The sequence below is a fragment of the Streptomyces sp. NPDC003036 genome, assembly GCF_040611175.1.
In the GTDB taxonomy this organism is placed as follows: domain Bacteria; phylum Actinomycetota; class Actinomycetes; order Streptomycetales; family Streptomycetaceae; genus Streptomyces.
Window position 1 is genome coordinate 68,265 of record NZ_JBEXNO010000006.1, and the last position, 26,302, is coordinate 94,566.

Here is a 26,302-nt window from a genome sequence, read left to right on the forward strand (position 1 = left end):
TGAATCCGATGAGCCCGATGGGTCCGACGAGCCAGGGCAGCCAGGGCACCGGCAGCCCCGTCGCCGGCATACGCGAGACCGTGATCGACGGCGTACGCACCGTCTTCGCGCACCGCCCCGGCCCGGCCTCCGCCGGTCTGCTCTTCCGCGTCGGCAGCGCCGACGAGACGCTCGCCACGCGCGGCATCACGCACCTCGTCGAGCACCTGGCCCTGCACCGCCACGGCATCGACGGCGCCGGCCCGCACCACTACAACGGCACCACCGACGCCACCCACACCCACTTCCACGTCACCGGCGACCGCTCCGAGATCGTCGCGTACCTCAACGACGTCTGCGCGGCCCTGCGCGACCTGCCCGTGGAGCGGATGGAGACGGAGAAGGAGATCCTCCGCACCGAGGCCGCCGGGCGCGGCACCGGCCCGCACTCCGACCTCCCCCTGTGGCGTTACGGCGCCCAGGGCCATGGCCTCACCTCGTACCGGGAACTGGGCCTGCCCCGGCTCGACGCCTCCGCGATACGCCACTGGGCGGCCACCCGCTTCACCCGCGAGAACGCCGTCCTCTGGATCGCGTGCGACAACCCGTCCGGGGACCTGCCCGAGGGCCTGGACGTGGAGCTGGACCTGCGCCTGCCGTCCGGCCCCCGCCACCCCATGCCGACCGTGACGTCCGCCCTCCCCCACACCCCCGCCTACTTCCACGGCGACGACGGTGTCGTCGTCCTCGACGCCGTGGTCCGCCGCTCGACCGCCGCCGCCGTCTTCTCGGACGTACTCGGCAAGGCGCTCTTCCGCGAGCTGCGCCAGAAGGGCGGCCTGTCGTACACCGCCGACAGCGACTACACGCACCGGGACGCCGACTTCGCGACGATCACGGCGCTCGCGGACGCGCTCCCGCAGAAGCAGGACGCGGTCATCGGCGGCTTCATCGACGTCCTCGCCGCCCTGCGCGCCGGGCGCGTCGACGAGACCGACTTCGCCGCCGTACGCGCCGCCCGCCGCAAGATGTACGAGGTCCCCGACCTCGCCGCCGCGCAGCTGCCCGCGTACGCCCTCGGGCTGCTGACCGGCCACCCGCTGCCCGGCGACGACGCGTACCTCGCCGAGCTGGACGCCCTCACCCCCGCCGACCTGCACGCCGTCGCCCAGGAGGTGTGGGCGAACGCCCTGCTGAAGGTGCCCGGCGACCGGGGCGCCGACTGGGCCGGGTTCCACGAGGCGCCATCGCAGTCGGCCGAGGTGCTCCCGGGCCGCCGCCACGCCTACCGCACCGACTCCCGCGCGGCGCTGATCGTCGGCGCCGAGGGCGTCAGCCTGGTCTCGCCCGGAAACCGGGCCAGCGTGCGCTACGACCAGTGCGCGGCCATGCTCGTCTACGCCGACGGCGGCCGGAGCCTCATCGGCCTCGACGGCATGAGCGTTCCCGTCGAGCCGACGCTGTACGAGCTGACGCCCGACGCGCTCGCCCCGATCGACGCGGCGGTCCCGCAGCACGTGGTCGTCCCGATGCCGGCGCGCTCCCCCGACCGCATCCCGCAGCCCCAGCCGCGCCGCCCGGAACCGGCCGCCGCCGGTGAGCGGGGCTCGACGTCCAAGCTGTGGCTGTTCGGCGTGCTGTCGGTGCTGTGGGGGCTGGTCACGCTGACGGGTACGGCCGACGAGTTCGCCTCGTCGCAAACGGCGGACCCGGACTGGGGCTTCCTCTTCACGCTGTGGCTGATCCAGGCGGCGATCGCCGTCCCGCTGGCTGCCACCGCCCGCCGCCGCTGGCAGTTCCGCAGGGCGGCCCGCAGCCGCTGAGCCCGCAGCTGCTGAGCCCGCCGTCGCTGAGCTTGCCGATCTCCCGTCCCGGGGACAACTCCCGTACGGGGAACGGGGGAACGGCGATGTTCTATGTGCTGGCACTGATCGTCGTGGGCACGGCGGTCGGCTACCGCCTTGCCGTCGCGGCGAGGATCGCGAGGGCGATGGACGGCGGCGGGCGGGTCCGCGAGGACCTGTCCGCCGAGGAGCTCGCCTTCCTGGCGGGCGGGCCGCGCCGGGTGGTGACGACGCTGCTGTTCCGCATGAAGCGGGAGGGCCGGCTGTCCGTCTCCGACGACGGCACGGTCACCGTCCACGACGACGTGTACGCGGCTGATTCCCTCGAAAAGGCCCTGGTGCAGGCGGCGGGAGTGGCCCGCACCGAGCGCCTCGGCAAGCTGGTGGCCCGCGCGTCCACGAGCCGTGCGGTGCAGTCCATCGGCGACCGCCTGGAAGCGGAGGGCCTGGTACTGGGTCCCGCCCTGCACCGGTCCCAGCGCCGGTCGCGCGGCCTGCTGTGGTGGTCGGCACCCCTGGCGGGCGCCCTGTCCGCCGTCGACGTCGCCACCGGCCCGTCCGCCTTCTGGTGGGCGGGCTTCGCGCTGTCCGCCGCGGCCGTCGTCACCTTCCGGCTGCTCAAGCCGGTGGCGGCGCGGGTGCCGTACCGCGTCCAGTGGACACTCAACACCCTGCGCGCCACGTGCGACCGCCCGTCCACCGTCGCCGTCGCCCTCGACGGCCTCGCCGCCTCCCAGGAGCCCGAACTGCTGGCCCTGGTCACGCCCGAGACCTGGAAGGCCCGCCAGAGCCCCTACGGCAGCGGCTCCGGCGCCGCCGTCAGCGGCACCCTCGCCCCCTGGTGCGGCGCCGCCGCCGACTGGGGCTCGCCGGGCGACGGCGCCGCGGGGGCGGCCTCAAGCTGCGGTGGTGGGGGCGGCGGCAGTGGCTGCGGAAGCGGGTGCGGCAGCAGCGGCTGAACCGGGAGTCCGCACGACCCGGCGGCGCCGGGACGGCATGCCCAGCGTCGGGTGGGCGACACCCCAGGCGGCTCCCTTGCAGATCAGCTCCTTGTAGAGCGCGGCCAGGCGGCCCGTCAGGGCGCCGTCCTTCGCCTGGTCGTCGGCGGTGACGAACTGGATCAGGCCCTCCGTGCGGCCGAGCGAGACGCACTGCTGGAAGTAGCGGATGGGGACGCGGGGCACCTTGACCCCGGCCAGCCGGGCGGCGATGGCGTCGGCGGCCTGCCAGGCCATGGGAACGCCCGAGGCGCACGACATGCGCAGCGGCTTGTCGTTGGGCCCGATGGCCATCGCCGCGTCGCCCACGGCGTACACGTCCGGGTGGGAGACCGAGCGCATCGTGGCGTCGACGACGATCTGGCCCCGGTCGGCGAGCTCCAGGGCGGTGGCCTGGGCGATCGGGTGGACGGCGAAACCGGTGGTCCAGACGGTGACCTCGGCGGGGATGGTCCGGCCGTCGGCCGTCGTCACCCGGTCCGCCTCCACGGCGTCGACCGCCGCGTACTCGTGGACCGTGATGCCGAGCTGGTCCGCCACCTTCCGCAGGTGGGCGCGGCCCTTCTCGGAGAGCCAGTCGCCGAGGGCGCCGTGGGTGGCCAGCGCCACGTCGAGGTCCGGGCGGGCCTCGGCGATCTCGGTCGCGGCCTCCAGGCCGGTCAGTCCGCCGCCGACCACGACCACGGGCCGTCCGGCGCCCAGGGCGGCCAGGCGGTCGCGCAGGCGCAGGGCGCCGGGGCGGCTGGAGACCTCGTACGCGTGGGTGACGGCGCCGGGCACGCCGCCGTCGTTCCAGCCGCTGCCGAGGGCGTAGACCAGCGTGTCGTACGCCAGGTCCTCGCGCTCGGGGCCGTTCGCGCCGGTGACCGTCACCGTCCTGCGGTCGACGTCCACGGCGGTGACCTTCGCGAGCTTCAGCTCCACACCCGTACCCGCGAACATCTCGCTCAGCGGGCGGGGCTTGAGGTCCTGCCCGACGGCGAGCTGGTGCAGCCGGACGCGCTCGACGAAGTCGGGCTCGGGGTTGACGAGGGTGATGGTGACGTCCGCGCGGTGCAGTCGCCGGGCGAGGCGGCCGGCGGCGACGGCTCCGGTGTAGCCGGCTCCGAGGACGACAATGCGGTGCTGCATGGGCCTGCTCCTGTCTGCGAGGTTCCGCCGCTGTCTGGCGCGGTTTCGCCCCTTGAACCGGACAGCCCGGAGTTTCCTGACAGGTTCAGGATGTGAAGCACGTCACATCCGGCTGGAGGTGGTCAGAGCGTGTAGAGCGGGGGCTCTCCCTGATGCGCGGCGGCCCACCGCTCGGTCGCGCGCACGAGCTTGTCGGGGTTGGCCTGGCTGAGGATCGCGACGATGCCCTCCGCCGTGACCTCCAGGCAGGTGACCGCGACGACCCGGCCGTCCACGACCGCCACGATGGCGGGCTCGCCGTTGGCGGTCGTGGCGTAGATGTCGGGCGCGCCGCCGACGTAGGCGCGCTTGGCGGCGCTGGGCTTGAACAGGCCGCGCATGAACTTCGCGACCGCGAGGGCGCCCTCGAACGCCTTCGCGCGCGCCGGGACCTTCCCGCCGCCGTCACCGGCCGCGATCGCGTCCTGGGTGAGCAGGCGTACGAGGGGTTCGGTACGGCCGCTGGTCGCCGCGGCCAGGAACTCCTCGATGATCCTGCGGGCGGCGGCCTCGTCGATCTCGGTACGCGCCCTGCCGTCCGCGACGTGCTTCTTGGCCCGGTGGTAGGTCTGCTGGCTGGCCGCCTCGGTGATGTCGAGGATCGCGGCGATCTCCCGGTGCGGGTAGTCGAAGGCCTCCCGCAGCACGTACACCGCCCGCTCGCCCGGCGACAGGCGCTCCAGCAGGACGAGGACGGCGTACGACACCGACTCGCGCTGCTCGGCGGTGTCGGCCGGGCCGAGCATCGGGTCCCCGGCGAGCAGCGGCTCGGGAAGCCACTGCCCCACGTACGTCTCGCGCCGGGCGCGCGCCGAACTGAGCAGGTTGAGGCAGAGGTTGGTGAGGACCTTCGTCAGCCAGGCCTCCGGCACCTCGATCCGCTCGACGTCGGCCGCCTGCCAGCGCAGGAACGTTTCCTGCACGGCGTCCTCCGCCTCGCTCGCCGACCCGAGCAGCCGGTAGGCGATGGCCTCCAGCCGGGGCCTGGCAGCCTCGAACCGCTCGACGTCACTCGTGATCAGGGCCATGCGCGCGATCCTAGTCAGCCGCGGGGCGGAGCGGCCCGAGGTTGACGGTTTCGGCTGATCGGACCCGTCACCAGGTCGCGTACCCCGAGAAGGGCCGTACGTCCTTACCCCGGCGGACGGCGATCAACAGGTCCTTGTGCCTCAGGAGGCCCGCCAGCTCCGCGTTCCCGTCGTCCGCGTCGCGGTTGAAGGTGCGGTGGTCCTTCCGCTCGCCGGTGGCTGCGTCGTGGACGTACAACTGGTCGAGGCCCTTCCTTTCGCGGGTCAGGACCGTCACCCGGCCGCCGCCCGCGTGCAGTGCCGTGATCCCGCCGGACACGGACTCCCGCCACACCGCGTCCCCGCTCGCCAGGTCGTAGGCGACCACCTTCCCACCGACGTCGGCGAAGAGCTTCCCGCCGTCGACGGCCACACGTCCCTGGAGGCCCACCGGGATGCCGGCGTTGTCGCCGACGGACTCGATCAGCGCCCGGCGGCGGCCGTCCGGCCCGAACGAGACGAAGGAGTTGGTCCCGGTCCCGTACGACTCCGGCATCCTGACGCCGAGCACCGCCGGTTCGGCGGCCAGGAAGCCCACCGTCGCGTCCGTACCGATGGGGCGCCGGTCGCCGAGGGGGACCGTCCACCGTGCCTTCCCGTCGGCCGGGTCGTACGCGGCGAGCTTCATCTCGTCGCAGACGAGGATCGCGAGGACCTGCTCCGCCGAGGCGTCGACCCCGCCCGGAGCGCAGCCCTTCGGTACGGCGGCCTTCCATCGCGGGGCGCCGGTACGCAGGTCGTAGGCGCTCACGGTCCGGTCCCCGGGGAGGCCCACGGCGAGGCCGCCGCCGACCGCGAGGAGGTCCTCCCCACCGCCCAGCCGACCGTCGGCCGGCCCGCGGGCGGTCCGCCACAGCTCGCGGCCGTTCCCCAGGTCGATCGCGGCGACGGTGGCACAGCCCTTGTCATCGTCACCGAGCCCGATCAGTGCGACGGAGCCCGCCGCGGCGCGACTGGTCGCGCAGATGTCCGCCGTCCTGGGCGGGTTGTACTCCCAGCGCCGCTTCCCCGAGCCGGCGTCGAAGGCGGTGACGGCGTCGTAGCGGCTGCGGACGACGGTGTCCCCGACGAGCCAGGCGGCGTTGCCGTGCGTGTCGGCCGGGCGGTCGTACGGGGTGTTCCAGACGCGTTCCATGGAGTCGCCGGGCATGTAGCCCAGCGAGGAGGCGATCCAGGAGGCGAGACCCCCCAGGAGCCCGAGCGGCACGGCGATCACCGCCACGAGCGCGATCACCCGCGCCCACCCCCCTGGTACCGAGTCCTCGGTCGTGCGCGTCGCCATACGGATCCCCACCCCTGGTCCAGCAGTTCGAAGGCCTCAGGGTAGGGGAGGACGGCCCGCCAGGAGCCGGGCCGACTACCCGAACTGCCCGGGCTGGTAGTCACCGGCGGGGTTCCGGACGATGACGTTCAGGCGGTTGAAGGCGTTGATGAGGGCGATGGTCGACACCAGCGCGGCGAGCTGCTCCTCGTCGTAGTGCTTCGCGGCGTTCACCCATGCCTCGTCCGTGACGCCACCGGCCGCGTCCGCGATGCGCGTGCCCTGCTCGACGAGCTCCAGCGCGGCGCGCTCGGCGTCGGTGAAGACCGTGGCCTCCCGCCAGGCCGCGACCAGGTTGAGGCGCAGCGGGTCCTCCCCGGCGTGGACGGCGTCCTTGGTGTGCATGTCGACGCAGAAGCCGCAGCCGTTGATCTGGCTCGCACGGAGGGTTACCAGCTGCTGGGTCGCGACGGGCACGGTCGAGTCCTCCAGGACCTTGCCCGCCGTGGCGAGGTGCTTGACGAACGTGGCGGCGACCGGGCTCGAGAAGAGTGTCAGGCGGGCTTCCATGGTGCGCTCCTTGGCCGTTGCTGGCGGATACCCCTCTGTGACGAGACGGACGGGGCAGGTTGTGACATGAAGGAATGTGACGCGCGTCTCCCCGCGCCGGGGCCCCACCACCGATGACTTCCGCCGTGAGCGACGGTCGAATAGCCGAGACCAACACGGAACACCGGAGGATCCCGCCATGCCCCGCACCCTGATCAGCACCGCCTTCATCTCCCTCGACGGCGTCGTGGAAGCTCCGGGCGGCGAGCCCGGATACCGGAACTCCGGATGGACCTTCAAGCACGTCGAGTTCCTCCCCGAGGCCTTCGAGATCAAGGGCCGGGAGCAGAAGGAGGCCTCCGCGATGCTGATGGGCCGGACCAGCTACGAGGCGTTCAGCGCGGTGTGGCCCGACATGGAGGACTTCGCCGACTACAAGTCGATGCCGAAGTACGTCGTCTCCACCACCCTCACCGAGGACGCCCTGGTCTCCCACTGGTGCGAGACGACGATCCTGCGCTCCGTCGACGACGTCGCCGCCCTCAAGCAGACCGAGGGCGGCCCGATCATCGTCCACGGCAGCGCGACCCTGAACCACGCCCTGTCGGACGCGGGCCTGATCGACCGCTACCACCTGCTCGTCTTCCCGCTCCTCCTCGGCGCGGGCAAGCGCCTCTTCAGCGCCACGGACAAGGACGTCCAGAAGCTGAAGCTGGTCGAGCACGCGGCGTACGCCAACGGCCTGCAGAAGCAGGTCTTCGACGTCGTCCGCTGACCGTCCCTAGGCCTAGGACGCGCGGCGCCCGGTGGCCGAGCCGAAGCCCAGCCAGGTGTGGCGGTTGCCCCACCAGCACCAGCCCACCTTCGGGGCGTCGCGCCGCTCGCGCCCGTCGCGGCCGGTGCCGTTGCTGATCCAGATGGCCGGGGTGCGGGCGTCGAAGGTGCCGTTGGCCTTGCGCAGCCGCGAACCGATGGTCATGAAGCAGTGGTTGCGCTCCAGGGCCTCGGGCTGCTGGAGCACCCAGTGGATGCCCTCGGTGAGGACCAGCGGGGTGCGGTCCTTCGCGGTGAGGGCGGGGAGCGCCTCCTCCGGAGTCCAGTTGGCCATGTCGTCGCCGCGGTCGAGGCCGGTGACGACGTAGAGAGGGGTGTCGGGCAGCTCCATGGGGCCGACGGGGGCGAAGTCGTCGACGTCGTGCATGTCGGCGACGACGAAACCGGGCTTGCCCGCGCGGCGGAGCAGTGATGCGAGGGCCGAGGCGGGGACACGGTCCGGGTGGACGGCGAGCAGGACGTCACCGTCGACGCCCACACGGTGGGCGCCTTCGGCGTAGGCGCGCACCTCCTCGGCGGACAGCCCCGCGAGCTCGTGCACCCCGAGCTCGATGAGGCGCTCCGCCTGGGCGCTGAGCGTCGGAAGGGTGGTCACAGCGGTGGACACGGATTCGGGCACAGCACTCCCCCGGTTGGCTGTTCGAAGCGGTGGCCCCGGGTCAACGAGGCGGCCCGCCGGAATGTTCCCGCTCGGCCCGCTGCGCCCGGCCCGTGAGGTGCCGCCGCTCCTGGCCGCTCGTCGTACGGCGCGCGGCCTCGCGGTACGCGGCCGCCGCGGACTCCTGGTCGCCGAGCAGCTCCAGCAGGTGCGCCCGCGTCGCGTACAGCCGGTGGTGGCGGGCCAGGCGGCCGTCGGCCTCCAACTCCGCGAGCAGGTCGAGCCCGGCGGCCGGGCCGTGCACCATGGCGACGGCGACCGCGCGATTCAGCGTCACCACCGGGTTGGGCCCGAACCGCTCCAGCAGCTCGTACAGCGCGAGGATCTGCGGCCAGTCGGTCGCGTCGGTGTCCCGCGCCTCGTCGTGCACCGCCGCGATGGCGGCTTGTAGTTGGTACGGGCCCACCCGCCCGCGCGGCAGGGTCCGGCTGATCAGGTCGACGCCCTCCTCGATGAGCCGACCGTCCCACCGGTCCCGGTCCTGTTCCCCCAGCGGCACCAGCTCCCCGGACGGCCCGGTACGGGCGGGGCGCCGCGCGTCCGTCAGCAGCATCAGCGCCAGCAGCCCGGCCGTCTCGGCGTCCTCGGGCACCAGCCGGTGCAGCAGCCGGGTGAGCCGGATCGCCTCCGTGGACAGCTCGGGCGCCGTCAGGTCGGCGCCGCCGGTGGCGGTGTAGCCCTCGTTGAAGACGAGGTACAGCACGTGCCGCACCTCGCCCAGCCGAGCGGCGAACTCGGCCCCCTCCGGCATCACGAGCGAGGCGGCCCCGGCCGCCTTGACGGCCTGCTTGGCGCGGCTGACGCGCTGCGCCATCGTCGCCTCGGGAACCAGGAACGCCGCCGCGATCTGCGCCGTGGTCAGCCCGCCGACCGCGCGCAGCGTCAGCGCGATGCGGCTGGCCGACGACAGCGCCGGATGGCAGCACAGGAACAGCAGCGCCAGCGAATCGTCCCGGTCCCCGGCCGGTACGTCGTCGGCGGTACGGCTCAGCAGCTCCGCCTGCGGCGTGGCCAGCGCGAGGGTCTCCTCGCGGCGCCGCCGGGCGCTCTCGCTGCGTACCTGGTCGACCAGCTTCCGCGAGGCGACGGTCACCAGCCAGCCGCGCGGACTGTCCGGCACCCCCGCCTCCGGCCACTGCACCGCCGCGGCCAGCAGCGCCTCCTGCACGGCGTCCTCGCACGCGTCGAAGACGCCGTACCGCCGTACGAGCACGCCGAAGACCTGCGGCGCCAGCTCGCGCAGCAGGTCCTCGACCCCGTGGTGCGTGGTGCTCACACGTCCGCCGAAACCGTGGACTCGTGCAGCACCGGCCACAGCTCCACCGGCTCCACGTCCGCGAACGGCATGTCCGCCGCGATCTCCTGCGCCCGCTCCAGGCTGTCGCAGTCCAGCATGTAGAAGCTGGCGAGGTACTCCTTCGTCTCCAGGTACGGCCCGTCCGTGACCGCCGGAACCCCGCCCTCACCACGCCGCACCAGCTGCGCGTTGGCCGCGTCCGCCAGCCCGTACGCCCCCAGCAGCTCCCCGCTCGCGCGGTACTTCGCGTTGAACGCCTCCTGCTTGGCGATCGCCTCGGGCCACGCCTCGGCGGGGAAGGAGTCCCACTTGGCCTGGTTGCCGTAGATCATCGCGACGTACTTCATCTCGGGTGTCCTCCCCGTCCCGCGCGCCCCGTCGGCGCGCTGTCACCCCTTGGTCGGAGCGGGGAACGGGTCCTCGACATCCGACGACGAACTTTTCCCAAGATCTTTTACACGGGTGACCGGGCGAGCGGAACCTAGCCCTTCGCGTCCGGCTTCCACTCCTCGGCGAGGAGTCCGAGCACCACCTCGTCCAGGAACTCGCCCATCGCCCAGTGCGAGGAGCGCAGCACACCCTCGCGGACGAAGCCGTTGCGCTCGGCGGAGCGCAGCATCGCGGCGTTGTCCGCCAGCGTCTCGATCTGCAGCCGCCGCAGGCCGCGCACGACGAACCCGTAGTGGCACAGCACCGCGACCACGTCGGTGCCGTATCCCTTGCCGCGGCAGGACGGCAGCATCCCCAGCCCGATGTGCGCAGACCGGTGGTGGTTGTCGATGCCCCACAGCGTCGCGGTGCCGACCAGCGTGCCGCCGTCCAGCTCCACCACGGAGAACGGGACGCTTCCCTGCTGTTTGTCGTCCACCACGAGCCGCGGATCGCTCGAACCGGGCGTGATCGGCCGCCACGGCACGCCTTCGGCGCGCGAGGCGCCGACCACGTCGTCGTAGAGCTCTGTCCGCAGGACCGGGATGTCTTCCTCGTACCGGGCCCTGAGCCCGACTTTGCTGCCTCGAAGCATGCGAGGTTCCTATCCGGCCGGGCCGGACGGCGGCAAACAAATAATCGGTCACCGCGCAAGCAGCGTGCCACACTTCGCCGTCGACGAAGGGGGGTGCAGAGGTTCAGCAGGGCGGGAAGTGTCATGGCGGCGGCGACCGTACTGATGGTCGCGGGCTGTGGGGTCGGCGACACCGACAAGGCCGCGCCACCGGCCCCGAAGCCGAAGCAGTCGGCCTCCGCCACCGCGCCGCCCCAGGCAGAGGAGAAGACCAGGGACGACGTGGTGGAGGACTTCAGGTACGCCACCAAGGATCTCGCACAGGACTTCCGGGACGGGCCGGTAGAGCCGCAGAACCGTCACTGTGTCACCAACCTCGCCGTCCTGACCCGTACCGCTCCGGAGCGGTCGGACCTCGTGAAGGTCGTCCACAGTCTCGAAGAGCGCGGGTGGAAACTGTTGATGCCCGAGAGCGAGATCCGCCCCGGGGACGGTAGCGGGATCCACCTCTCGTCGGGCCCCTGGCGGATCACCATCGGTGGAGGGCCCGTACCGCCGGAGCTCAAGGGTCAGGCGGCCGACAACCTCGGCGGGATCGCCCTGACGGGCAACCGTAGGTGCCAGCCCCCTAGCCCGCTCCTTCAACCTCCAACCAAACCAAGCCACATGTAGGCATGTCATGGGAAGGTTCGGCTCGGCGCGGTTCGGTCTACAGGGGTGAAATGCATGGGGCTCGACTACAGCTACGAGATCATCACTCCCGCCCGGAACGTCGCCCGCGCACTCTCCCAGCTCGCCGACTTGGCACCGCGCACCCGCCGCGTGCCGCCGCTCACGGTCACTCTGCCCGGCGGTGAGCAGGTCAACGTCCCGTTCACCTCCCGCTTCAGAAGCGACCCGGTCGACTGCTCCACAAGCCGCACGCTGTCACTCGACACCTCGATCATGGTCGACGTCGACGACTCGGTGCGCGGGTTCTCCGAGGTCCGGGACTCGGAACTCGACGAGCTCGGGAGAATCGCGATCGGGTACGTCTACCTCACGGTCGAGTTCGCGCCCCCGCTCCACCCTCACTACGCGTCACTGCAGTTCACTGCGGCCACGTCGGGGATGAGCCGGATGTTCGAGCGTTCCTCAAGCGTCAGAGCGGTGTTCACCGACCTTACTGCCGCCAGCGGCGGAGTGTGCTGCGCGCTCGACACCGAGAGCGACACCTTGCACATCTGCTGGCTGAACGGCCAGCCGATCCAGGAGACGGTGCCCGGCCCCCGCTTCGCGGGCTACCGCGACCTCGTGGCCACTTGGACCGGTCAAGACCGGCTTTAGGCGACCGTGCCCGTCACCACCCGGACCACCGTCTCGTGCAACAGGTCCGGCTCCACGAACGGAGCCTCCGCCGTGGGCCGCGACCGCCAGTCCAGCGGCCACGTCAGCCCGTCGAGCGCGGGCACCCCGACGAACGCCGCCCCGCGCCCGTCCCGGCTCAGCGCCCTCACCCCCGCCGGCCAGGCGTACGCGCGTGCCGTCTGCGGCGGCAGGAGGAAGTAGAGGTTCTGCTCCCCGGCCAGCTCCCGGACGATGGGGCCCGCCGCGAAGCCGGTGAACTGCATGAGCTCGTACGCGACCTCCTCGCCGAGCATCCCGCCGATGCGTACGGCGTCGAAGTGGATGCCCGCGTGCCGCAGGGCGTGCCCGGAGGCAGGTACCCAAGAAGGCGCCCTGTCAAGCGAATTGCGCTGATTCATGCGGCCAGCTTGGCCCTCCGGTTCTACTGTGACCAGCGCCACAGGCGGTCTGTGAGCGGCTGTGTGATCAGGGAGGACGTGCGTGAAAGTCGGGAACAACGGCACCCCGGGCGCCGCGAAGGCGTTCGGCAGGCTGCTCCGCTTCTACCGGGAGCGGGCGAAGGTCTCCCAGGAGGCGTTGGGCCGCCACACCGGTTACTCCAAGTCCCAGGTGGCCATGATCGAGCGCGGGGAGCGGCGCCCGAGGGGCAACTTCGTGGAGCTGGCGGACGAGTTTCTCGGTGCACAAGGTGCACTGATCGAGGTGGCGAAGGAGCTGAAGGCGAGCGGTGTGGCGGCGTGGTTCGAGGACTACTTGGAGGAGGAGGCGAAGGCGGCGGGCGTCCACAAGTACGAGAACCAGGTGATCCCGGGGCTGCTTCAGACCGAGCCCTACGCTCGCGCGGTCTTCGGCTGCGCGTGCCCACCGCTGGACGACGAAGAGATCGAGGCGGGCGTCGCAGCGCGGTTGGCGCGTCAGGCGCTGTTCCACCGCAAGCCCACGCCGCTCATCAGCTTCGTCCTGGAGAAAGCGGCACTGACCAAACCACTCGGCGGATCGGCCGTCCTGAGAGACAACCTGCTGCACATCCTGAAAGTCGGCCAGCTACGGAATGTGCAGATCCAAGTGATGCCGGAAAACCGGCAGACCCATGCCGGCCTCAATGGCCCCTTCACGTTGCTGGATACAGCCGAGCGGCGCGGACAACTGGTCTATGTCGAAGGACAGGGCGGACGATACTTTCTCAGCGAACAGCCGGACCTGGGGGACGTGTTCGCTCGGTACAGCTCCCTGCGGGCACAAGCCCTCAACCCGGAAGACTCGGCAGAACTCATCGAACAGGCGGCACGAACGCTATGAACAGCGACCTCAACTGGGTCAAGAGCAGCTACAGCGGCCCGCACGGCGGCGACTGCGTCGAGGTCGCCGTCGCCTGGGTTAAGTCCTCGTACAGCGGCGACCAGGGCGGCGACTGCGTCGAGGTCGCCGCCTGCCCCCACACCGTCCACGTCCGCGACTCCAAGGACACCACCCTCACCGCCCTCAGCCTCTCCCCCACCGCCTGGTCCGCGTTCCTCGTCGCCGCCCAGAACGGCTGAGCCGAAGGCGCTCCTGACAGGGGCCGGGGCACCCACATGATGCGGGCATGACCGACATCGGAGAAGCGCTCTGGAACGCCACCGTCCGTCCCGCCGCGTACGCCCCCGGATACGAGCCCGGGGGCGATCAGTACCGGGCCGCCGTCCTGGAGCAGTACAAGCTGTGCGTGGAGATGGCCGACCGCACCAGCTCTCGCCGGTCACCGCCGCGCCCCGGCTGCGCCGTCTGCACCTCAACCGCTCCACCACCGGTGACCTAACGCCCCTACGGGACCTGCCCGTCGAGTCCCTGCACGTCACGCTGGCGCAGGGCGATCTGGCGCCGCTCGCCGGGCACGCCCACCTGACGTCGCTCGACCTGACCACCACCGCCCCGACGGACCTCACCCCGCTGCATTCCGTGCCCCACCTGCGCGGCCTCGACCTTTCCGGGGCCGACGCCCCCGACCTGACCGTCCTGGCCGACCTGCCGGAGCTGCGCTACCTCGCGCTCACCGGCCGCCAGCGGACTGCCTTGCTGGCCGGGGACGCGGTGCCTCGCCACCTCGCCGCCGCCCGCCTCGCCGACGAGGACGCCACGCTCGATGACGCTCTCGCCTGGGCGGCCCGCCTGGGGCTGGACACCGCGAACACACTCCGCACCACCGGCATGATCACGCCTTGACCTCAAGTCAACTTGAGTTTCTACGGTGTTTCCCACCGAACGCGAACCACCCGCGCACGACCGGAGGGACCAGCCATGGAGTACACCCACAGCGACGCCGAACTGATCAAGCAGCCCATCGGCTATTGGAGTTGGGCCGCCTATAAGGCCGTCGTCACCCGCACCCGCGCCGCCCTCGACGAGATCGGCACCACGCAGCCCCAGTGGTGGGTCCTCGCCCAGGTCGCCCGCGCCGAGACCCCCAAGACCCGCGCCGAGGTCTCCCGCCTCCTCCGGGACTACCTCGACACGGGCGAGGTGACCATGGAGGCGGAGATCGACACGACCATCACCCAGGGCTGGATCACCGAGGACCCCGAGGGCCGCCTCGCCCTCACCCCGGAAGGCAGCGCCTTCTACGCCAAGGCGGTGGCCCTCCAGGACGAGCTGTGGGCCGAACGGCACGCGGACATCTCGGACCAGGAGTACCTGACCACGATGAAGGTGCTCCAGCGCTTCATCCACAACACGGGCGGACGCTTCTGGCACCACTAGCGGCACAAGCGCTGAAGGGTGGTCGACGGAGGTACACGCGACGATGCCCCGGCGTGGCCCGCCGGGGCATCGGTCTTTCTTCACGGGGCTCCGTCAGAGGGACTGGACAGGCTCCCCCAGCACATGGAGACCGACTTGTTCGGCAAGCCACTGCGCTCGTTCGCGGTCACTCTTGCCCACGCAGACGTACAGCATGTGCTGCCCGGCCCCCATCGGTGGCGGCTCGAAGGACAGCTCCCGGGAGTTGAGAGCGAGCTGCACTCCGCTGTACTCGGTGTCCCGGTAGCCGAAGGGCCCGGCCGGCCAGGCACCGACATCCCATCGGAGCCAAGCCGCCACCCCCTGGGCCGCTTGGACGAACTCTTCCTCAAAGGTGCCCGCACGCGTCTCCTCGGGCACCTCCAGCGTGAGAGGCGGCTCCTCTGACAAGTAGCAAGAGCTGTCCGGCACAGCCGCGGCGAGCCGCTCGACCTCATCCTTGGTCGTGGCACGAGCCCGCCCCTCCACGACGGTGTAGTGCCGGTCCTCCGATAGCGCCAGCAGACGCTGGGCCGTTCGGAACACCTCGCCAACGTCAGAGGTCTCCAGGATGGGATAAGCGTAGGACGATCCCATTATTTTCTCACAACTTTCAGCCTGCATGCCTACTTGAGATTTACTTCTTGGATGTAATTTTCACCAAGGAAGATCACGGTCGTGAGCCGGACCTCTCGCGTCCTGGTGTTCTGCACCCAACCGTTTAGTTTGTTCATGGCGTCCCGCTGATCCACTCCCTCTACCGCAATGTAGACGGCATCAGCCCCCTGCCGGTTCGCGGAGGTCAGATGGCCCTGTATCCGGTCAGGATTGTCCGTCCTCTTGAACTCGGATCTAATACCATTCACCCAACTATCGAACTGCTTGTTCCCCGCCGCTCCGGGGGCAGGCTCGTTCTCCCGTCGGGCGACAATGGACTGCACGTCCTCCATTTCCATGGCTATCCGCATGGCGACATGGAAGTCGTCATCCTCCCAGGCAAACTCGTGATGTGGATGCTTGGCCGACTCGTCGATCTTTTCAAGCGCAGATTCGAGTTTATCCTCCAGCACGTCCATATCATACTTTTTTGCATTACGGCAGGCGAACTTAGTGTCCCAGCATAGGTTCGTCCCCGCATCAAGCAGCTTCACGACGTCACCGTAATAGCCTTCACGCTTGTAGTAGATCTGCACGAATCTCTTCCTGCGAATCTCCGCGGCGCGATCCTTATTCGTCCTGCCGACGATGTAGCCAGTATCCTCCTGCTGATATTCGATCGTGTAGTAGTTGGACTGATTTTGCTTCTTTCCTCCAGTATCCTGGTTCGCCTTTTCGTGATCATAACGACCATGAGAGCAGCTGTTCGGATTCTGCAGGCAAAAGTCCATCATGTCCGGGTCGTATTCACCCGACGGGTCGCTGCGCGTGACTGGGTTATTGCTGCTGTACGTGTAGCCGTGCAACTGCTGCGGATCAGTGAGATCCCTGACCGGGTCAACCGAGATGAACCTGCCGAGCGTCGGGTCGTACTCCCGCGCGCCAAGATGGGTAAGACCTGTATCGACGTCCTTGGTGCCTCCCACGAAGCCCTTGTCGCCCACCCAGCTCGAGGGTTGCGGGCCCCGCGCCTCACCGAAGGGGGTCGTCTTGCGGCGCGTGACCGCCTGCACTGCGTCAGCAGTGATTTGAGTAGTGCCCGTTCCATGGTGGTCGCTCAACAGGAAGGTGAGCTTCCCCCCGACCCGCATGGCGACCGCCTTGCCGGCTACCGAGTAATAGCGCGTACCGGTTACGACGCCCGCCTTATCGAGCTTGAGCTCGTTGCCACCCGGAAGATAAAGGGTCGCACCGGAGGAATCCTTCCGAATCAGCCGCTGACCCTCGGTATCGTACAGGTACGACGTGACCAGCGTGCCCTGAGTGACGGACTTGAGGTGACCCTCTTCGTCCCAGCCGAGAACCTGCTCAGCGGCACTGCCAATCTTGCGGCTAGTGGTATTTCCCGCAACGTCGTAGCCAAAGACTTCTTCGTGCGGGTTACTACCCACCTGGGTGACCATGGGCAGCATATGCCGTCCCGCAGACGGAGCGGCATAGGTGCGAACAGTGTCGGTGATAGGACCCGATGCGGTCTTGTGCCTGGTCTCGGTTTTGCGATTACCCACCGCGTCATAGGTATACGTTGTCCAGTATGCATCCCCACCACCGACGACTGCTGCAGAAGGCGTGGGCGCACACGTTTCACCCATGTTGGTCCACGCCTCGGTGATACGGCGCAGATCATCCAGTTTGAAGCACTGCGTGTCGGTGGACCGGCTGGCGTCCTGGCCGTAGGCGGTCGCGATGGATGTGATATTGCCAGCCGTGTCGTAACCGTACTTGGTGTCGCTAATGCGCTGGGGGGCTACCTCACGGTCATGATATGAGCGACTCAGTGCACCCGTGTGCTCGTCGAACTCGTTGCTGACCCAGAGATGCTGGCCGAAAGCTCCGAACTCTTGACGGATGTTCCGTCCGTAGTGGTCATATGTGTTCGCTGAGATGATCGGATCAGCACCTGCCCCCACGGTGTTGAGCAAGCCTTGCACCGGGGTGTAGGTATTGGAAACCTTTTCCTGCGGCAGCCCACCCGCAGCCGGATGCTGCACCCAGGAGACCTGGCCGGTGTTGAGATTGTAGGAGTTGATCCACTTGTACGTGCCCGCCAGCGCGCCTTCAGCAGCCGGGATGGTGACCTGCTGTCCAACGGGCTGGTAAAGGCTGTTGTACGACGTGATAGCCGTTTCGTAGGCATGTCCACCTACAAAACGCGTCGACTTGGCAACATGCCCCTTGGCCACGGTGTCGTACACCCATGTCGCCAGCGTAAGAGTGCCTTGCTTCAGTGCGGTGCGGCGCCCGAGTGCGTCATAGTCGTAATGCAGCGTCTGTTGACGAGCGTCCATGACATCCGTGACCCGGTCACCCTGGTCATAGAAGGACTTCGAGAGGCCCTTGTCCGGGTCATTCACCTCGATCTGGCGGCCTCGCACGTCGTACGCGTAGGTCCACTTCGCGTTGGAGGGGTCAGTCACCTGGGCGAGACGGCCGAGCTTGTCGAAGACATACTTGGTTGACAGGGCCGTGGTGCGCGCTGCGTCGGTGTACTGCTTGCTCTCAGTGACACGCCCCAGAGCGTCCACCACAGAGGCGGTAGCGGTTCCCCCCGCCGGCGGGATCACCGTCGTGGTATCGCCCGTATAGACGGTGGTTGTGCGCCTCGTCTCCTCTCCGAAGCGCTTCGAAACCACGGCAGTCGTGCGGCCAGCGCCGTCGTACTCCGTGTCGATCGACGCCGGATAATTCAGCTCCTGACCCGTGACCAACACCGGCTCCGGGGCTCCGGCAGCGAAGTATGTACCCGAGTTGCGCCATGCGTGGCCGCGCGTGTCGTAAAACGTCTCGGTAACCAGGCGGCCGGCCCGGTCGGGCGAAGCTTCCTGGGTCTGGCGAGGGCGCAGCATGCCGTCTGCGATCGCATACGCCGTCTTGTACTTCGAGTCATGCGTCAACGTGCTGGTGGTAGTGACGATGGGACCGTCATTGCGCACCAGGTAGTCAAAGACGTAGTTCGGTGAATCGGGGTAAGTCGAAGCTGATCGGGTTGCCAGCCACACCTTGGTCACCCGCCCCAAGGCGTCATACACGCTGGTCACCACCTTGCCGTTGGCATCGGTCACCTGGGTCGGCTGGCCACGCAAGGGGTCTATTACAGTTGTGACCACATGTCCGAGCGCGTTGGTGACGAGCGTCTTCACCGCAACCTCGCCTGTGGCAGGCGTGTACGCAGTGGTGGTCACGTTGCCGAACGCGTCGGCTGCGGCCAACGCGCGTCCATGCAAGTCAGCACAGAGCTGCCGGCCATCGGCGCCACATGTGCTGGGCACCATGGCAGTGACCTCATAGGCATCGCCCTTGCCGTTGATCCGTTCCGTCTTCGTGATCAGGCCCCGTCCGGGCACAGACCCCAAAGCCCCGTTGTCGTAGTACGTCCGCGTGCTGTCCATGACGTCTGCCGGACGGTTCACAACGCTGCCGCACGGCACGGCGACCGTCTCGCTCTGCGACAGCTTGTTGAGCGACCACACGCCGAGGTTGCGTGCGTAGCTCATCGTTACGCACTTTTCATCACCCGTCTTGGCGGTGTCACCGGTGTACGACTCAGCCGTCACCATGCCGTAGCCGTCGAAGCTTCGGGAAATTTGGGTGGACCGGATGCCCCCGGTGACAGCGGTGCGAGTCACCTCCTTCTCGGATCCCGTCATGTATGCCTCAAGGGCCGGGAGGCCGGCGCGTTGGCGGGAGGCGGTCACAGTCGAGCGCCACGGCGTGTAGGAGGTGGCGGAGACGAGCTTCGCCGTGTCGTCCCCGTTGTACGTCACGGTTTCCCGTTTCATGCCCACGAATTGTTCACGGTCCGTGACTGCTTCCCCCGCTGAGTCAAGAACCGCTTTGCCGTCAAGGCCCCGGAAATAACGCGTTTCGGTCAACGTTCGGGGATCGGATCCGGCACCCGTGCGAGCCTGAACCCGCTCGTAGCCTCGCGCAAGTGAGTGAGTTCGCTCGTCGGCCTTGATGAACTCATCGGTGCTTTCGGCCCAGGCGGCACCGCCGAGATACGAATACGACGTGACCTTGTCCGGGGACTCCGCCAAGTTGTCGCCCTCCACCACCTGCATCACAACGTAGGTGTTGAACCAGTCGAGCTTGGCTGTGTCTCCCTCGTAGGCCCACTTCACCGGGTAGCAACGAGTGTGGTTCGTAGCGTCGGGCGCCGGAAGGGTGGTGACGGTGCAATCCGGCGTGGAGTAGATGACCCCGATAGTGGCACCGGTCTCGGTCGTGACCTGGTATAGGCGAAGCCTAACGAAGGGGGCCAGGCCATCACCGGTCTTGTCGACTCGGTTGGCCCTCTGTTCACCCGCGAAAGACACAGGAGGGAGTGAGACAGAGCCACCAGCCTTACCCGTGCGGGTAATGGTCTTCAGCCACATCGGGGTGGAGACGCCATCACCGGCAGGGGGGAAGTCCTGTGCCAGCGCCCACGAATCCACATCCTTGTATACGCCGCCCGTCAGCAACTTCGTGGTGATCGACGTCAGACGCTTACGGGACCAGAACGTGGGAGAGAACTGGTCCTTGCACTCGGTTGCTCCGTCCTTGCAGTACTGGTCGAAGGGCACGTCAGGCCAGTTCTTGGCGTTTACCTCATCGAACGTACCGCAGCTCGTCAAGCAACGCTCTGCTACACCGAAGTGGACCTGGCCCATCGCCTTGCCGGTATACACCGCATCACTGCGCAGTCCGTAGTCAATGTGGTCGAGGTGCCCGCCTCGAACGTACGGGGTGACGGTGCCCTTCCCGGTGACCAAGGAGACATTACGGGCATAGTTGTTTGCCTCGGTCTGCCAGTAGTACGCCATGGCGTCACCGCCCGGCGCCACCACGTAGTCGAGTTGCCAGCGCCAGGCCTGTTGGCACCATGCACTCGCGAAGGAGGCGCTGTAGCACGGCTCACCTACCTGGTTGCCGTACACCGGCACTGTCCAGGCAGAGTTGGTCACGGGATCATCGGCTGCGGTCCCGTTGTCCTTCCAGCCGGGAAGGCGGTTGAGGCCGAAGAAGTACTGAACACCGTCGGCAGCGGTGACCTTCCAGTACTCCCCTTCGCCGTCGAGCGCCGCAGTACCCTTGTCACCATTGATGGCGCCGGTGAGTTTCTCGACCTTCTCGGCACCGTCCTTGGCAGGGTGCCAGCCCTTGCCCTTCTCGTACACGAGCTCGGTGTTCTTGCCGCCGAGGTTCAGGATGGCGTTGTCGTTGTACCAGCAGAGGTCCCCGACCTTGGCAGTGTTGGTACCCCCCGTCTGGTCGTCATTGCAGGGCTTGTAGCGACGCTCGATGAAACCCGGTTCCCAGTCCCAGCCATCGCCAATCCATGAGGCCTGGTTATTGGACGCCGCGGTTCGACCGTCCACGGTCTGGGAGTTGTAGTGCAGTGCGATCTCAGGCTGGGCTCCTCCCGGGACGCCTGGCACGTCGATCGGCTGGGACCACGTGAATGCACCGGTCGAGCCACCCGCGCTCCATGAACCGGACGACTGCAGGGACGTCGCCTTGTAGTCGCCTGTTGGACCGGACGCGTCGGCCGTCGCAGCGAGTACGGTCACGCTGCGACTGGCAGGCGCCTCCGCCGTCACCTGGCCGCCGCGGGTGTCGTTCGTCGTCCTCAGCGGCTTCTGGACCCGGCACTTCGCCACCTGGGGGGTGGTCAGCGCGCATGCGGGCAGCTGTACCAGGCGCAGCCGCGCCGCCCAGTCACCACCGTACGCCCCTCGGAATGACGAGTAGTCCACCGTAACGCGAGCCGGAACGACGGCGGCCCTCTTCGCCGTGTCGCTGCGGTGCACCGACAGCAACAGACCCTCGATTCCAGCCTTTTGCGCGGCGTCCCGCCCGGCGAGTGTCACCTTCACCTTGGGCGGGGCGGTGTCCCTCGCTGCTGCGGCCGCTTTCTTCGCGCCCTTCGCGGTAGGAACCGCGCTGACCGAAACGGGTAGTGCGCCCGCGCGCCCGCCCTTGTCGAGTGACACCTCCGACGCGCCTGCGGCGGGCCAGGTCACTTTCGGCGCATTTTTGCGCCAGGAGTTCGCGGCAGCCGCATCGGGCCGCTTCACACTCCCCACGGCTACCTTCTGCACCGGAACGGCCTTCGGTTGCTTCATCTTCGGAAGCTCCACCGAATCGTCCGGCCCCGCCGCGAGCGCGACACCCGGCAACACCCCGGTCAGAACCGCAGCGGCCAAGAGTGTCGGCAAGCCGCGCATGCCGAAACGTCTCACGCTGTACCCCCCTCAAAAAATACGCAATCCCAAAAATAGCCTGCGCAGAGTAACAGCACCCCACCCTCCACCAGATGCCGTTTCCAAATGCCGACGAGGGAGGGAAGCTGCAGTGCGGCACGAAGTAAATTCAAACGCCACCATGACGGATCAATCGGATTTTAACCTCAAGATCGCCGCAAAACGGCTGGTCAGCCGTGCTACCAGCACATGGTTGTCGATAGAGTCACGCAACTTATCCGGCCCTGAGAGGTATGCGTGACACAGGAAAAACCGACTCGACGGAGACCCAGAGAGCGCCTCATTACGCGCGGCATTTCGTTTGCCTTGGCGAGTGCAATTTCAGCATCCGGTCTCGTCCTACTGCCCGTTACGGCCGCTGCAGCCGCCGCCACCATCACCACGACACTTGACCCCGTCGCCGAAGGCTCCAAGAGCGAAGAAGAATTCGCGCTCGAACAGGCAAAGGCAACCGGCCGGCCCTACGAGCTGACCTCGGCCCGCACCGAGTCCACCGATACCTGGGCCCTGCCCGACGGCAAGTGGTCGGTCAAGCGGTACGGCACGGCCGTGCGGGTGTTGCGGGACGGTGCCTGGGTCCCGACGGACCCGACCCTGGGGTTCACGGCTACCGGCACGGTGGCACCCAAGGCTTCGACGGTCGACGTGACGTTCTCCGGCGGTGGCACCGGCCCGCTGCTCACGGGCGTCAAGGACGGGCGCACGCTGTCGATGACGTGGCCGAACCCGCTGCCGAAGCCCACCCTCGCCGAGAACGTGGCCACCTATGCCGAGGTGCTGCCCGGTGTGGACCTCCAGCTGAAGGCGGAGGTCGAGGCCTTCTCCCAGCTGCTGGTCGTCAAGACCGCCGAGGCAGCGAAGAATCCGGCGCTCGCGTCGCTCAAGTACAAGCTGGACACTGTCGGCCTCGACGTGTCGACCGACGCGGAGACGGGCAGTGTCAGCGCGGTCAACCCGGCCGGGCAGACGGTCTTCACCAGTCCGTCGCCGCTGATGTGGGACTCCACCAGCAACAACGCCGGTCCCGCCCCCGTGGCCACGTTCAGCACGACCACCACATCGGACGAGAACCCCGCCGACGCGTTCGAGCCGCCGCCCGGCTCGCAGGACGCGCAAATGCCGACCACGGTGTCCGGCGACACGCTGGAGATCAAGCCGGACCAAGCACTGCTGACCGGCGCGGAAACGCAGTACCCCGTCTTCATCGACCCGTCCATGGCCTGGGGCGAGAAGCAGAACTGGACTCGGGTGTACCGGCACTACCCGAACATGTCCTTCTGGAACACCAAAGACCCCATCCGCGTGGGCTACGAGGCAGAGACCGGCGGCTCTACCCGCATATCCCGCTCCTTCGTCCAGCTCGACACGAGCGACGTCACGGACGCACAAGTCATCAGCTCTGTCTTCCGGATCCACAACATGTGGTCGTGGTCCTGCGAGCACAGGCCCGTCGAGCTGTGGCACGTGGGTCCCATCAGCAAGAAGACCACCTGGAACAACCAGCCGGCCAAGAAGGCACAGCTCGCCACCGTGAACGACGCGAAGGGCTGGAGCGACGCCCCGGGCTGCGAGGCCGGCAACCTTGAGTTCGACACCACCGCCAAGATCCGCGAGGCGGCGCGCAAGGGCTGGGCGAAGATCACCCTCGGGCTGTACGCCTCGGACGAAACCGACACCTTCGGTTGGAAGAAGTTCGACGCCAAGAGTGCGACCCTGGAGACGCTCTACAACAACCCGCCCAAGACACCGGAGCGCCTGGGCACCAACCCGCGGACGCAGTGCACCGCCGGTGGCCTCATCGGAAACACGCGGGTCAGCCTCTACGCCACGTTCGACGACAAGGACGCCGGCAACCTGACCGCCGAGTTCCAGCTGTTCAAGGCCGGCACCACCACGCCTGCGGTGACGCAGAGCCTGCCGGCCAACAAGGGCAAGGTCACTACCTGGGTCGTGCCGGACGCGAGCCTGCCATCCGGCGACTGGACCTGGAAGGCGCGCGCCAAAGACCAGGACAACGCGTACTCCCCCTGGTCCACCACATGCAAGTTCACCATCGACCGCACCCGGCCGAGCAAGCCGCCGGTGATCGCGTCCGAGGGCAACAAGTTCCCGTCCGGTGAGAACGGCTGGCCGGCGGTGACCGGCAAGGCCCGGGAGACCGGCAGGTTCACGTTCTCGCCCAACGGCGTGACCGACGTGGACCACTACGTCTGGTGGACCGACTATGACCCGGACACCAACGACGCGCTGCCGGGCGTACCGGCCTCGGTGACACCGCCCGGCTATGGCCCGCACTTCGTTTACGCGTACAGCGTGGACAAGGTCGGCAACCGGTCGGACACGACGTCCTACCTGTACTACGCGGGCCGGTCCCAGACACGCGACGGGCCGACGGACCTCAACGGCGACGGCAACAGCGACATCTGGAGCACGGACTCCAACGGCACGCTGCTCACCTACGCCGGACAGGGCAACGGCGACTTCGCCGCGGCCACCAACGGCGGCAAGTACTTCCCCTCCACCAGCGTGGACTCGCGCGGTGACTGGGGCCAGGACGGCTACAACGATCTCGTCGCGCTGCAGTACGACAACGTCGAGAAGAAGAAGCGACTCTGGACCTACCCCAACAACGGCAGCGGCGTCATCAGCGACAGCTACACCGAGCTCACGGTGGCCTGCCCGGTCGTCAACGAGGAGCTGGGCTGCATCGGCGACGAGAAGTGGACTGGTGACGACCACTGGCACAACGCCGAGCAGATCGTGGCGGCCGGCGACCTCAACGGTGACTCCCAGCCCGACCTGCTGGTCAAGCAGGGCACCTTCCTGTGGGCCTACTACGGCAACCGCGCCGCGTACAGCCTCGACGTGCGCGAGCCCGTGCTCGTCGGCGGCGGCGACTGGAACAAGTTCACCGTGATCGCCCCCGGCGACCTCAACGGGGACGCCATCGCCGACCTGTGGCTGCGCGACAACACCACCGGTGACCTCTGGCGTTCGTACGGTAAGAAGGGCAGCAACGGCTACCTCGACCCCACCACCTGGGGCAATGTGGCCGGCCGGGTGAAGATCGGCACCGGCTTCACGGCGGCCTCCTACCCGGGCGTCGGCTCGGTCGGCGACATCACCGGAGACGGCCTCGCGGATCTGTGGGCCCGCAAGGCCGACAACACCATGGTGGGCTACCCCGGGAAGGTGCCGGCCACGGGCAGCACCATCGCCCTCGGCAGCCCCTTCGTCATCGACGGCATTGTCGGTGGCTCCCGCATCCCGTCCGGTACCACGCTGACCGGTGGGCAGTCGCTCACTTCCCGCTCCGCCAAGCTGACGATGCAGAACGACGGCAACCTCGTCGTCACCTCGAACGCCGGCAAGGTGCTGTGGTCCTCCAAGACCGCGGGCAACATCGGAGCCAAGGCCGTCATGCGCAGCGACGGCAACCTGGTGGTCTACAAGGCGGACGGCACCACCGTCGCCTGGGAGTCCAAGACCAGCGCGCCCGAGGGCTACGCCATGCTGCAGGACCGCGGCGACCTGGTCGTCTTCAACGTCAGAAGCCAGTCCCAGTGGTCCAGTGGCAGCTCGATCCGCCATGACTACAACGCCGACGGCCGCAGTGACATGGCCGACTGGTACGACTACGGCGACGGGCGCGACTCGCTCCACAACTTCACCGCCGCCTCCGACGGCACGTTCCTGGCCCCGAACACCGCCTGGACCACCCCGGCCGGCAACATGACGGCCTCGGCGATGAAGCGGGTGACCGGCGATTACAACGGGGACGGCATAGGCGACGTCGCGAGTTTCTACGGTTACTCGGACGGCGCGGTCGCGCTGTTCACCTGGACCGGTAAGGGCGACGGCACCTTCAACACGCCCTTCAAGTCCTGGAACGTCAAGGCCGGATCGTGGACCTTCGCCCGCATGACGCCGTACAGCGGCGACTTCAACGGGGACGGGCGCGACGACGTGGCCGTCTGGTACGACTACGCCGACAAGCACGACACGATCTGGACGTTCACCAGCGCGGTGAAGGGCGGCTTCAACAACCCGGTCAGCTACTGGACGGCGGTCAACAGCTGGGATCAGTCCCGCGCCAAGACCGTCACCGGTGACTTCAACGGCGACGGCCGCGACGACCTGGCGTCGTTCTTCGGTTACGGGGACGGCAGCGAGAAGATCTGGACGTTCAGCGCCACCGCCGACGGCAAGTTCGTCGCGACGTACTCCTGGTCGGCCACGAGCTGGGGAGACTGGAGCCGCACCTCGCTGCACGCGGGCGACTTCAACGGCGACGGCCGCGACGACCTCGCGGCCTGGTACGACTACGTGGACGGCCACGACGCCGTGCACATCTTCCCCAGCACGGCGACCGGCGCCTTCACCTCGGTCTACGAAGCATGGACCACTCCGGCCGGAAACTGGTGGCGGGAGAGCGTCAAGCTGGTCACCGGTGACTACAACGGCGACGGCCGCGACGACCTCGGTGCCATGTACGGCTACGACGACGGCGCGGTCCGCATGTGGACCTGGACGGCCAGGACCGACGGCAATCTGAACGGTGCCGTCGGAAGCTGGTCGGCTCCTACCGGCAACTGGACCTTCAGCAGGGTCGCCTTCCTGGAGCAGCAGAACTGACGCT

The 26,302-nt window shown here is 68.4% G+C and carries 21 protein-coding genes; 10 read left to right on the forward strand and 11 right to left on the reverse strand.

The window, feature by feature from the left end; translation table 11 throughout:
* Positions 1–8: 8 nt before the first annotated feature.
* Together ABZX67_RS06400 and ABZX67_RS06405 are read left to right on the forward strand one after the other, a co-directional pair.
* Positions 9–1,802: an insulinase family protein gene (locus ABZX67_RS06400; protein WP_355355439.1), complete on the forward strand. Its 1,794-nt coding sequence runs from the start codon at positions 9–11 to the stop codon at positions 1,800–1,802.
* Between the two features lie 86 nt (positions 1,803–1,888).
* The gene (locus tag ABZX67_RS06405; protein WP_355355441.1) at positions 1,889–2,782 is read left to right on the forward strand and encodes a TIGR04222 domain-containing membrane protein; all 894 of its coding nucleotides are present in this window, start codon (positions 1,889–1,891) and stop codon (positions 2,780–2,782) included.
* Here the strand turns inward: ABZX67_RS06405 and ABZX67_RS06410 are convergent.
* The 4 genes from ABZX67_RS06410 to ABZX67_RS06425 all read right to left on the reverse strand — a co-directional run bounded on the left by ABZX67_RS06410 (position 2,720) and on the right by ABZX67_RS06425 (position 6,889).
* Positions 2,720–3,952, reverse strand: coding sequence for an FAD-dependent oxidoreductase (locus ABZX67_RS06410; RefSeq protein ID WP_355355443.1), 1,233 nt, complete (start codon positions 3,950–3,952; stop codon positions 2,720–2,722). The genes ABZX67_RS06405 and ABZX67_RS06410 overlap by 63 nt on opposite strands.
* A gap of 122 nt (positions 3,953–4,074) precedes the next feature.
* Entirely contained in the window at positions 4,075–5,019 is a 945-nt protein-coding gene (gene sigJ, locus ABZX67_RS06415; RefSeq protein ID WP_355355444.1) for an RNA polymerase sigma factor SigJ, read from the reverse strand.
* Positions 5,020–5,086: 67 nt separating this feature from the next.
* Positions 5,087–6,340 carry a PQQ-binding-like beta-propeller repeat protein gene (locus tag ABZX67_RS06420; protein WP_355355446.1) on the reverse strand — a complete coding sequence of 418 codons (1,254 nt, stop codon included), beginning with the start codon at positions 6,338–6,340 and terminating at the stop codon, positions 5,087–5,089.
* 75 nt (positions 6,341–6,415) lie between these two features.
* The gene (locus tag ABZX67_RS06425; protein ID WP_355355448.1) at positions 6,416–6,889 is read right to left on the reverse strand and encodes a carboxymuconolactone decarboxylase family protein; all 474 of its coding nucleotides are present in this window, start codon (positions 6,887–6,889) and stop codon (positions 6,416–6,418) included.
* Positions 6,890–7,067: 178 nt separating this feature from the next.
* Here ABZX67_RS06425 and ABZX67_RS06430 point away from each other — a divergent pair, with 178 nt between their 5' ends.
* On the forward strand, positions 7,068–7,643 hold the full coding sequence (locus ABZX67_RS06430) for a dihydrofolate reductase family protein (RefSeq protein ID WP_355355450.1): 576 nt from the start codon (positions 7,068–7,070) through the stop codon (positions 7,641–7,643).
* 12 nt (positions 7,644–7,655) lie between these two features.
* Here the strand turns inward: ABZX67_RS06430 and ABZX67_RS06435 are convergent, their stop codons facing one another.
* From ABZX67_RS06435 to ABZX67_RS06450, 4 genes are all read right to left on the reverse strand, one after another.
* Positions 7,656–8,321, reverse strand: a complete 666-nt coding sequence (locus ABZX67_RS06435; RefSeq protein WP_355355452.1) for a DUF5701 family protein — start codon at positions 8,319–8,321, stop codon at positions 7,656–7,658.
* A 40-nt stretch (positions 8,322–8,361) separates the two neighbouring features.
* Positions 8,362–9,636 (reverse strand): DUF6596 domain-containing protein, encoded by a 1,275-nt coding sequence (locus tag ABZX67_RS06440; protein ID WP_355355454.1) that lies wholly within the window; start codon positions 9,634–9,636, stop codon positions 8,362–8,364.
* Positions 9,633–10,004 (reverse strand): YciI family protein, encoded by a 372-nt coding sequence (locus tag ABZX67_RS06445; RefSeq protein WP_355355456.1) that lies wholly within the window; start codon positions 10,002–10,004, stop codon positions 9,633–9,635. Before ABZX67_RS06445 ends, ABZX67_RS06440 begins: the two co-directional genes overlap by 4 nt.
* 134 nt (positions 10,005–10,138) lie before the next feature.
* Complete coding sequence (locus ABZX67_RS06450) at positions 10,139–10,681, reverse strand: GNAT family protein (RefSeq protein ID WP_355355458.1); 543 nt, start codon at positions 10,679–10,681, stop codon at positions 10,139–10,141.
* Between the two features lie 123 nt (positions 10,682–10,804).
* On the opposite strand from ABZX67_RS06450, the gene ABZX67_RS06455 reads away from it, so the two are divergent.
* On the forward strand, positions 10,805–11,332 hold the full coding sequence (locus ABZX67_RS06455) for a hypothetical protein (RefSeq protein ID WP_355355460.1): 528 nt from the start codon (positions 10,805–10,807) through the stop codon (positions 11,330–11,332).
* A 54-nt stretch (positions 11,333–11,386) separates the two neighbouring features.
* Positions 11,387–11,986, forward strand: coding sequence for a hypothetical protein (locus ABZX67_RS06460; protein WP_355355462.1), 600 nt, complete (start codon positions 11,387–11,389; stop codon positions 11,984–11,986).
* On the opposite strand, the gene ABZX67_RS06465 is transcribed toward ABZX67_RS06460, so the two are convergent.
* On the reverse strand, positions 11,983–12,405 hold the full coding sequence (locus tag ABZX67_RS06465; protein WP_355355464.1) for a hypothetical protein: 423 nt from the start codon (positions 12,403–12,405) through the stop codon (positions 11,983–11,985). The genes ABZX67_RS06460 and ABZX67_RS06465 overlap by 4 nt on opposite strands.
* An 82-nt stretch (positions 12,406–12,487) precedes the next feature.
* Between ABZX67_RS06465 and ABZX67_RS06470 the strand changes: the two genes are divergently transcribed.
* The 4 genes from ABZX67_RS06470 (at position 12,488) to ABZX67_RS06485 (ending at position 14,743) form a co-directional block, all read left to right on the forward strand.
* Positions 12,488–13,306: a helix-turn-helix transcriptional regulator gene (locus tag ABZX67_RS06470; RefSeq protein WP_355355466.1), complete on the forward strand. Its 819-nt coding sequence runs from the start codon at positions 12,488–12,490 to the stop codon at positions 13,304–13,306.
* On the forward strand, positions 13,303–13,545 hold the full coding sequence (locus ABZX67_RS06475; RefSeq protein WP_355355468.1) for a DUF397 domain-containing protein: 243 nt from the start codon (positions 13,303–13,305) through the stop codon (positions 13,543–13,545). The genes ABZX67_RS06470 and ABZX67_RS06475 overlap by 4 nt, the downstream gene beginning before the upstream one ends.
* Positions 13,546–13,708: 163 nt before the next feature.
* The gene (locus ABZX67_RS06480) at positions 13,709–14,209 is read left to right on the forward strand and encodes a hypothetical protein (protein ID WP_355355470.1); all 501 of its coding nucleotides are present in this window, start codon (positions 13,709–13,711) and stop codon (positions 14,207–14,209) included.
* A 75-nt stretch (positions 14,210–14,284) separates the two neighbouring features.
* Complete coding sequence (locus ABZX67_RS06485) at positions 14,285–14,743, forward strand: MarR family winged helix-turn-helix transcriptional regulator (RefSeq protein ID WP_355355472.1); 459 nt, start codon at positions 14,285–14,287, stop codon at positions 14,741–14,743.
* A 93-nt stretch (positions 14,744–14,836) separates the two neighbouring features.
* On the opposite strand, the gene ABZX67_RS06490 is transcribed toward ABZX67_RS06485, so the two are convergent.
* Both ABZX67_RS06490 and ABZX67_RS06495 read right to left on the reverse strand, forming a co-directional pair.
* Entirely contained in the window at positions 14,837–15,385 is a 549-nt protein-coding gene (locus ABZX67_RS06490) for a hypothetical protein (protein ID WP_355355474.1), read from the reverse strand.
* 2 nt (positions 15,386–15,387) lie between these two features.
* Positions 15,388–21,642, reverse strand: a complete 6,255-nt coding sequence (locus ABZX67_RS06495) for an RHS repeat-associated core domain-containing protein (RefSeq protein ID WP_355355476.1) — start codon at positions 21,640–21,642, stop codon at positions 15,388–15,390.
* A 327-nt stretch (positions 21,643–21,969) separates the two neighbouring features.
* On the opposite strand from ABZX67_RS06495, the gene ABZX67_RS06500 reads away from it, so the two are divergent.
* Entirely contained in the window at positions 21,970–26,298 is a 4,329-nt protein-coding gene (locus ABZX67_RS06500) for an FG-GAP-like repeat-containing protein (RefSeq protein ID WP_355355478.1), read from the forward strand.
* Positions 26,299–26,302 lie beyond the last annotated feature (4 nt).

What these genes read in the sequence shown, in the direction of transcription:
- sigJ (WP_355355444.1), bottom strand. Translation starts at nt 5,019, where the DNA reads ATGGCCCTGATCACGAGTGACGTCGAGCGGTTCGAGGCTGCCAGGCCC.
- ABZX67_RS06485 (WP_355355472.1), top strand. Translation starts at nt 14,285, where the DNA reads ATGGAGTACACCCACAGCGACGCCGAACTGATCAAGCAGCCCATCGGC.
- ABZX67_RS06430 (WP_355355450.1), top strand. Translation starts at nt 7,068, where the DNA reads ATGCCCCGCACCCTGATCAGCACCGCCTTCATCTCCCTCGACGGCGTC.
- ABZX67_RS06465 (WP_355355464.1), bottom strand. Translation starts at nt 12,405, where the DNA reads ATGAATCAGCGCAATTCGCTTGACAGGGCGCCTTCTTGGGTACCTGCC.
- ABZX67_RS06425 (WP_355355448.1), bottom strand. Translation starts at nt 6,889, where the DNA reads ATGGAAGCCCGCCTGACACTCTTCTCGAGCCCGGTCGCCGCCACGTTC.
- ABZX67_RS06475 (WP_355355468.1), top strand. Translation starts at nt 13,303, where the DNA reads ATGAACAGCGACCTCAACTGGGTCAAGAGCAGCTACAGCGGCCCGCAC.
- ABZX67_RS06460 (WP_355355462.1), top strand. Translation starts at nt 11,387, where the DNA reads ATGGGGCTCGACTACAGCTACGAGATCATCACTCCCGCCCGGAACGTC.
- ABZX67_RS06420 (WP_355355446.1), bottom strand. Translation starts at nt 6,340, where the DNA reads ATGGCGACGCGCACGACCGAGGACTCGGTACCAGGGGGGTGGGCGCGG.
- ABZX67_RS06455 (WP_355355460.1), top strand. Translation starts at nt 10,805, where the DNA reads ATGGCGGCGGCGACCGTACTGATGGTCGCGGGCTGTGGGGTCGGCGAC.
- ABZX67_RS06450 (WP_355355458.1), bottom strand. Translation starts at nt 10,681, where the DNA reads ATGCTTCGAGGCAGCAAAGTCGGGCTCAGGGCCCGGTACGAGGAAGAC.
- ABZX67_RS06400 (WP_355355439.1), top strand. Translation starts at nt 9, where the DNA reads ATGAGCCCGATGGGTCCGACGAGCCAGGGCAGCCAGGGCACCGGCAGC.
- ABZX67_RS06445 (WP_355355456.1), bottom strand. Translation starts at nt 10,004, where the DNA reads ATGAAGTACGTCGCGATGATCTACGGCAACCAGGCCAAGTGGGACTCC.
- ABZX67_RS06490 (WP_355355474.1), bottom strand. Translation starts at nt 15,385, where the DNA reads ATGCAGGCTGAAAGTTGTGAGAAAATAATGGGATCGTCCTACGCTTAT.
- ABZX67_RS06410 (WP_355355443.1), bottom strand. Translation starts at nt 3,952, where the DNA reads ATGCAGCACCGCATTGTCGTCCTCGGAGCCGGCTACACCGGAGCCGTC.
- ABZX67_RS06405 (WP_355355441.1), top strand. Translation starts at nt 1,889, where the DNA reads ATGTTCTATGTGCTGGCACTGATCGTCGTGGGCACGGCGGTCGGCTAC.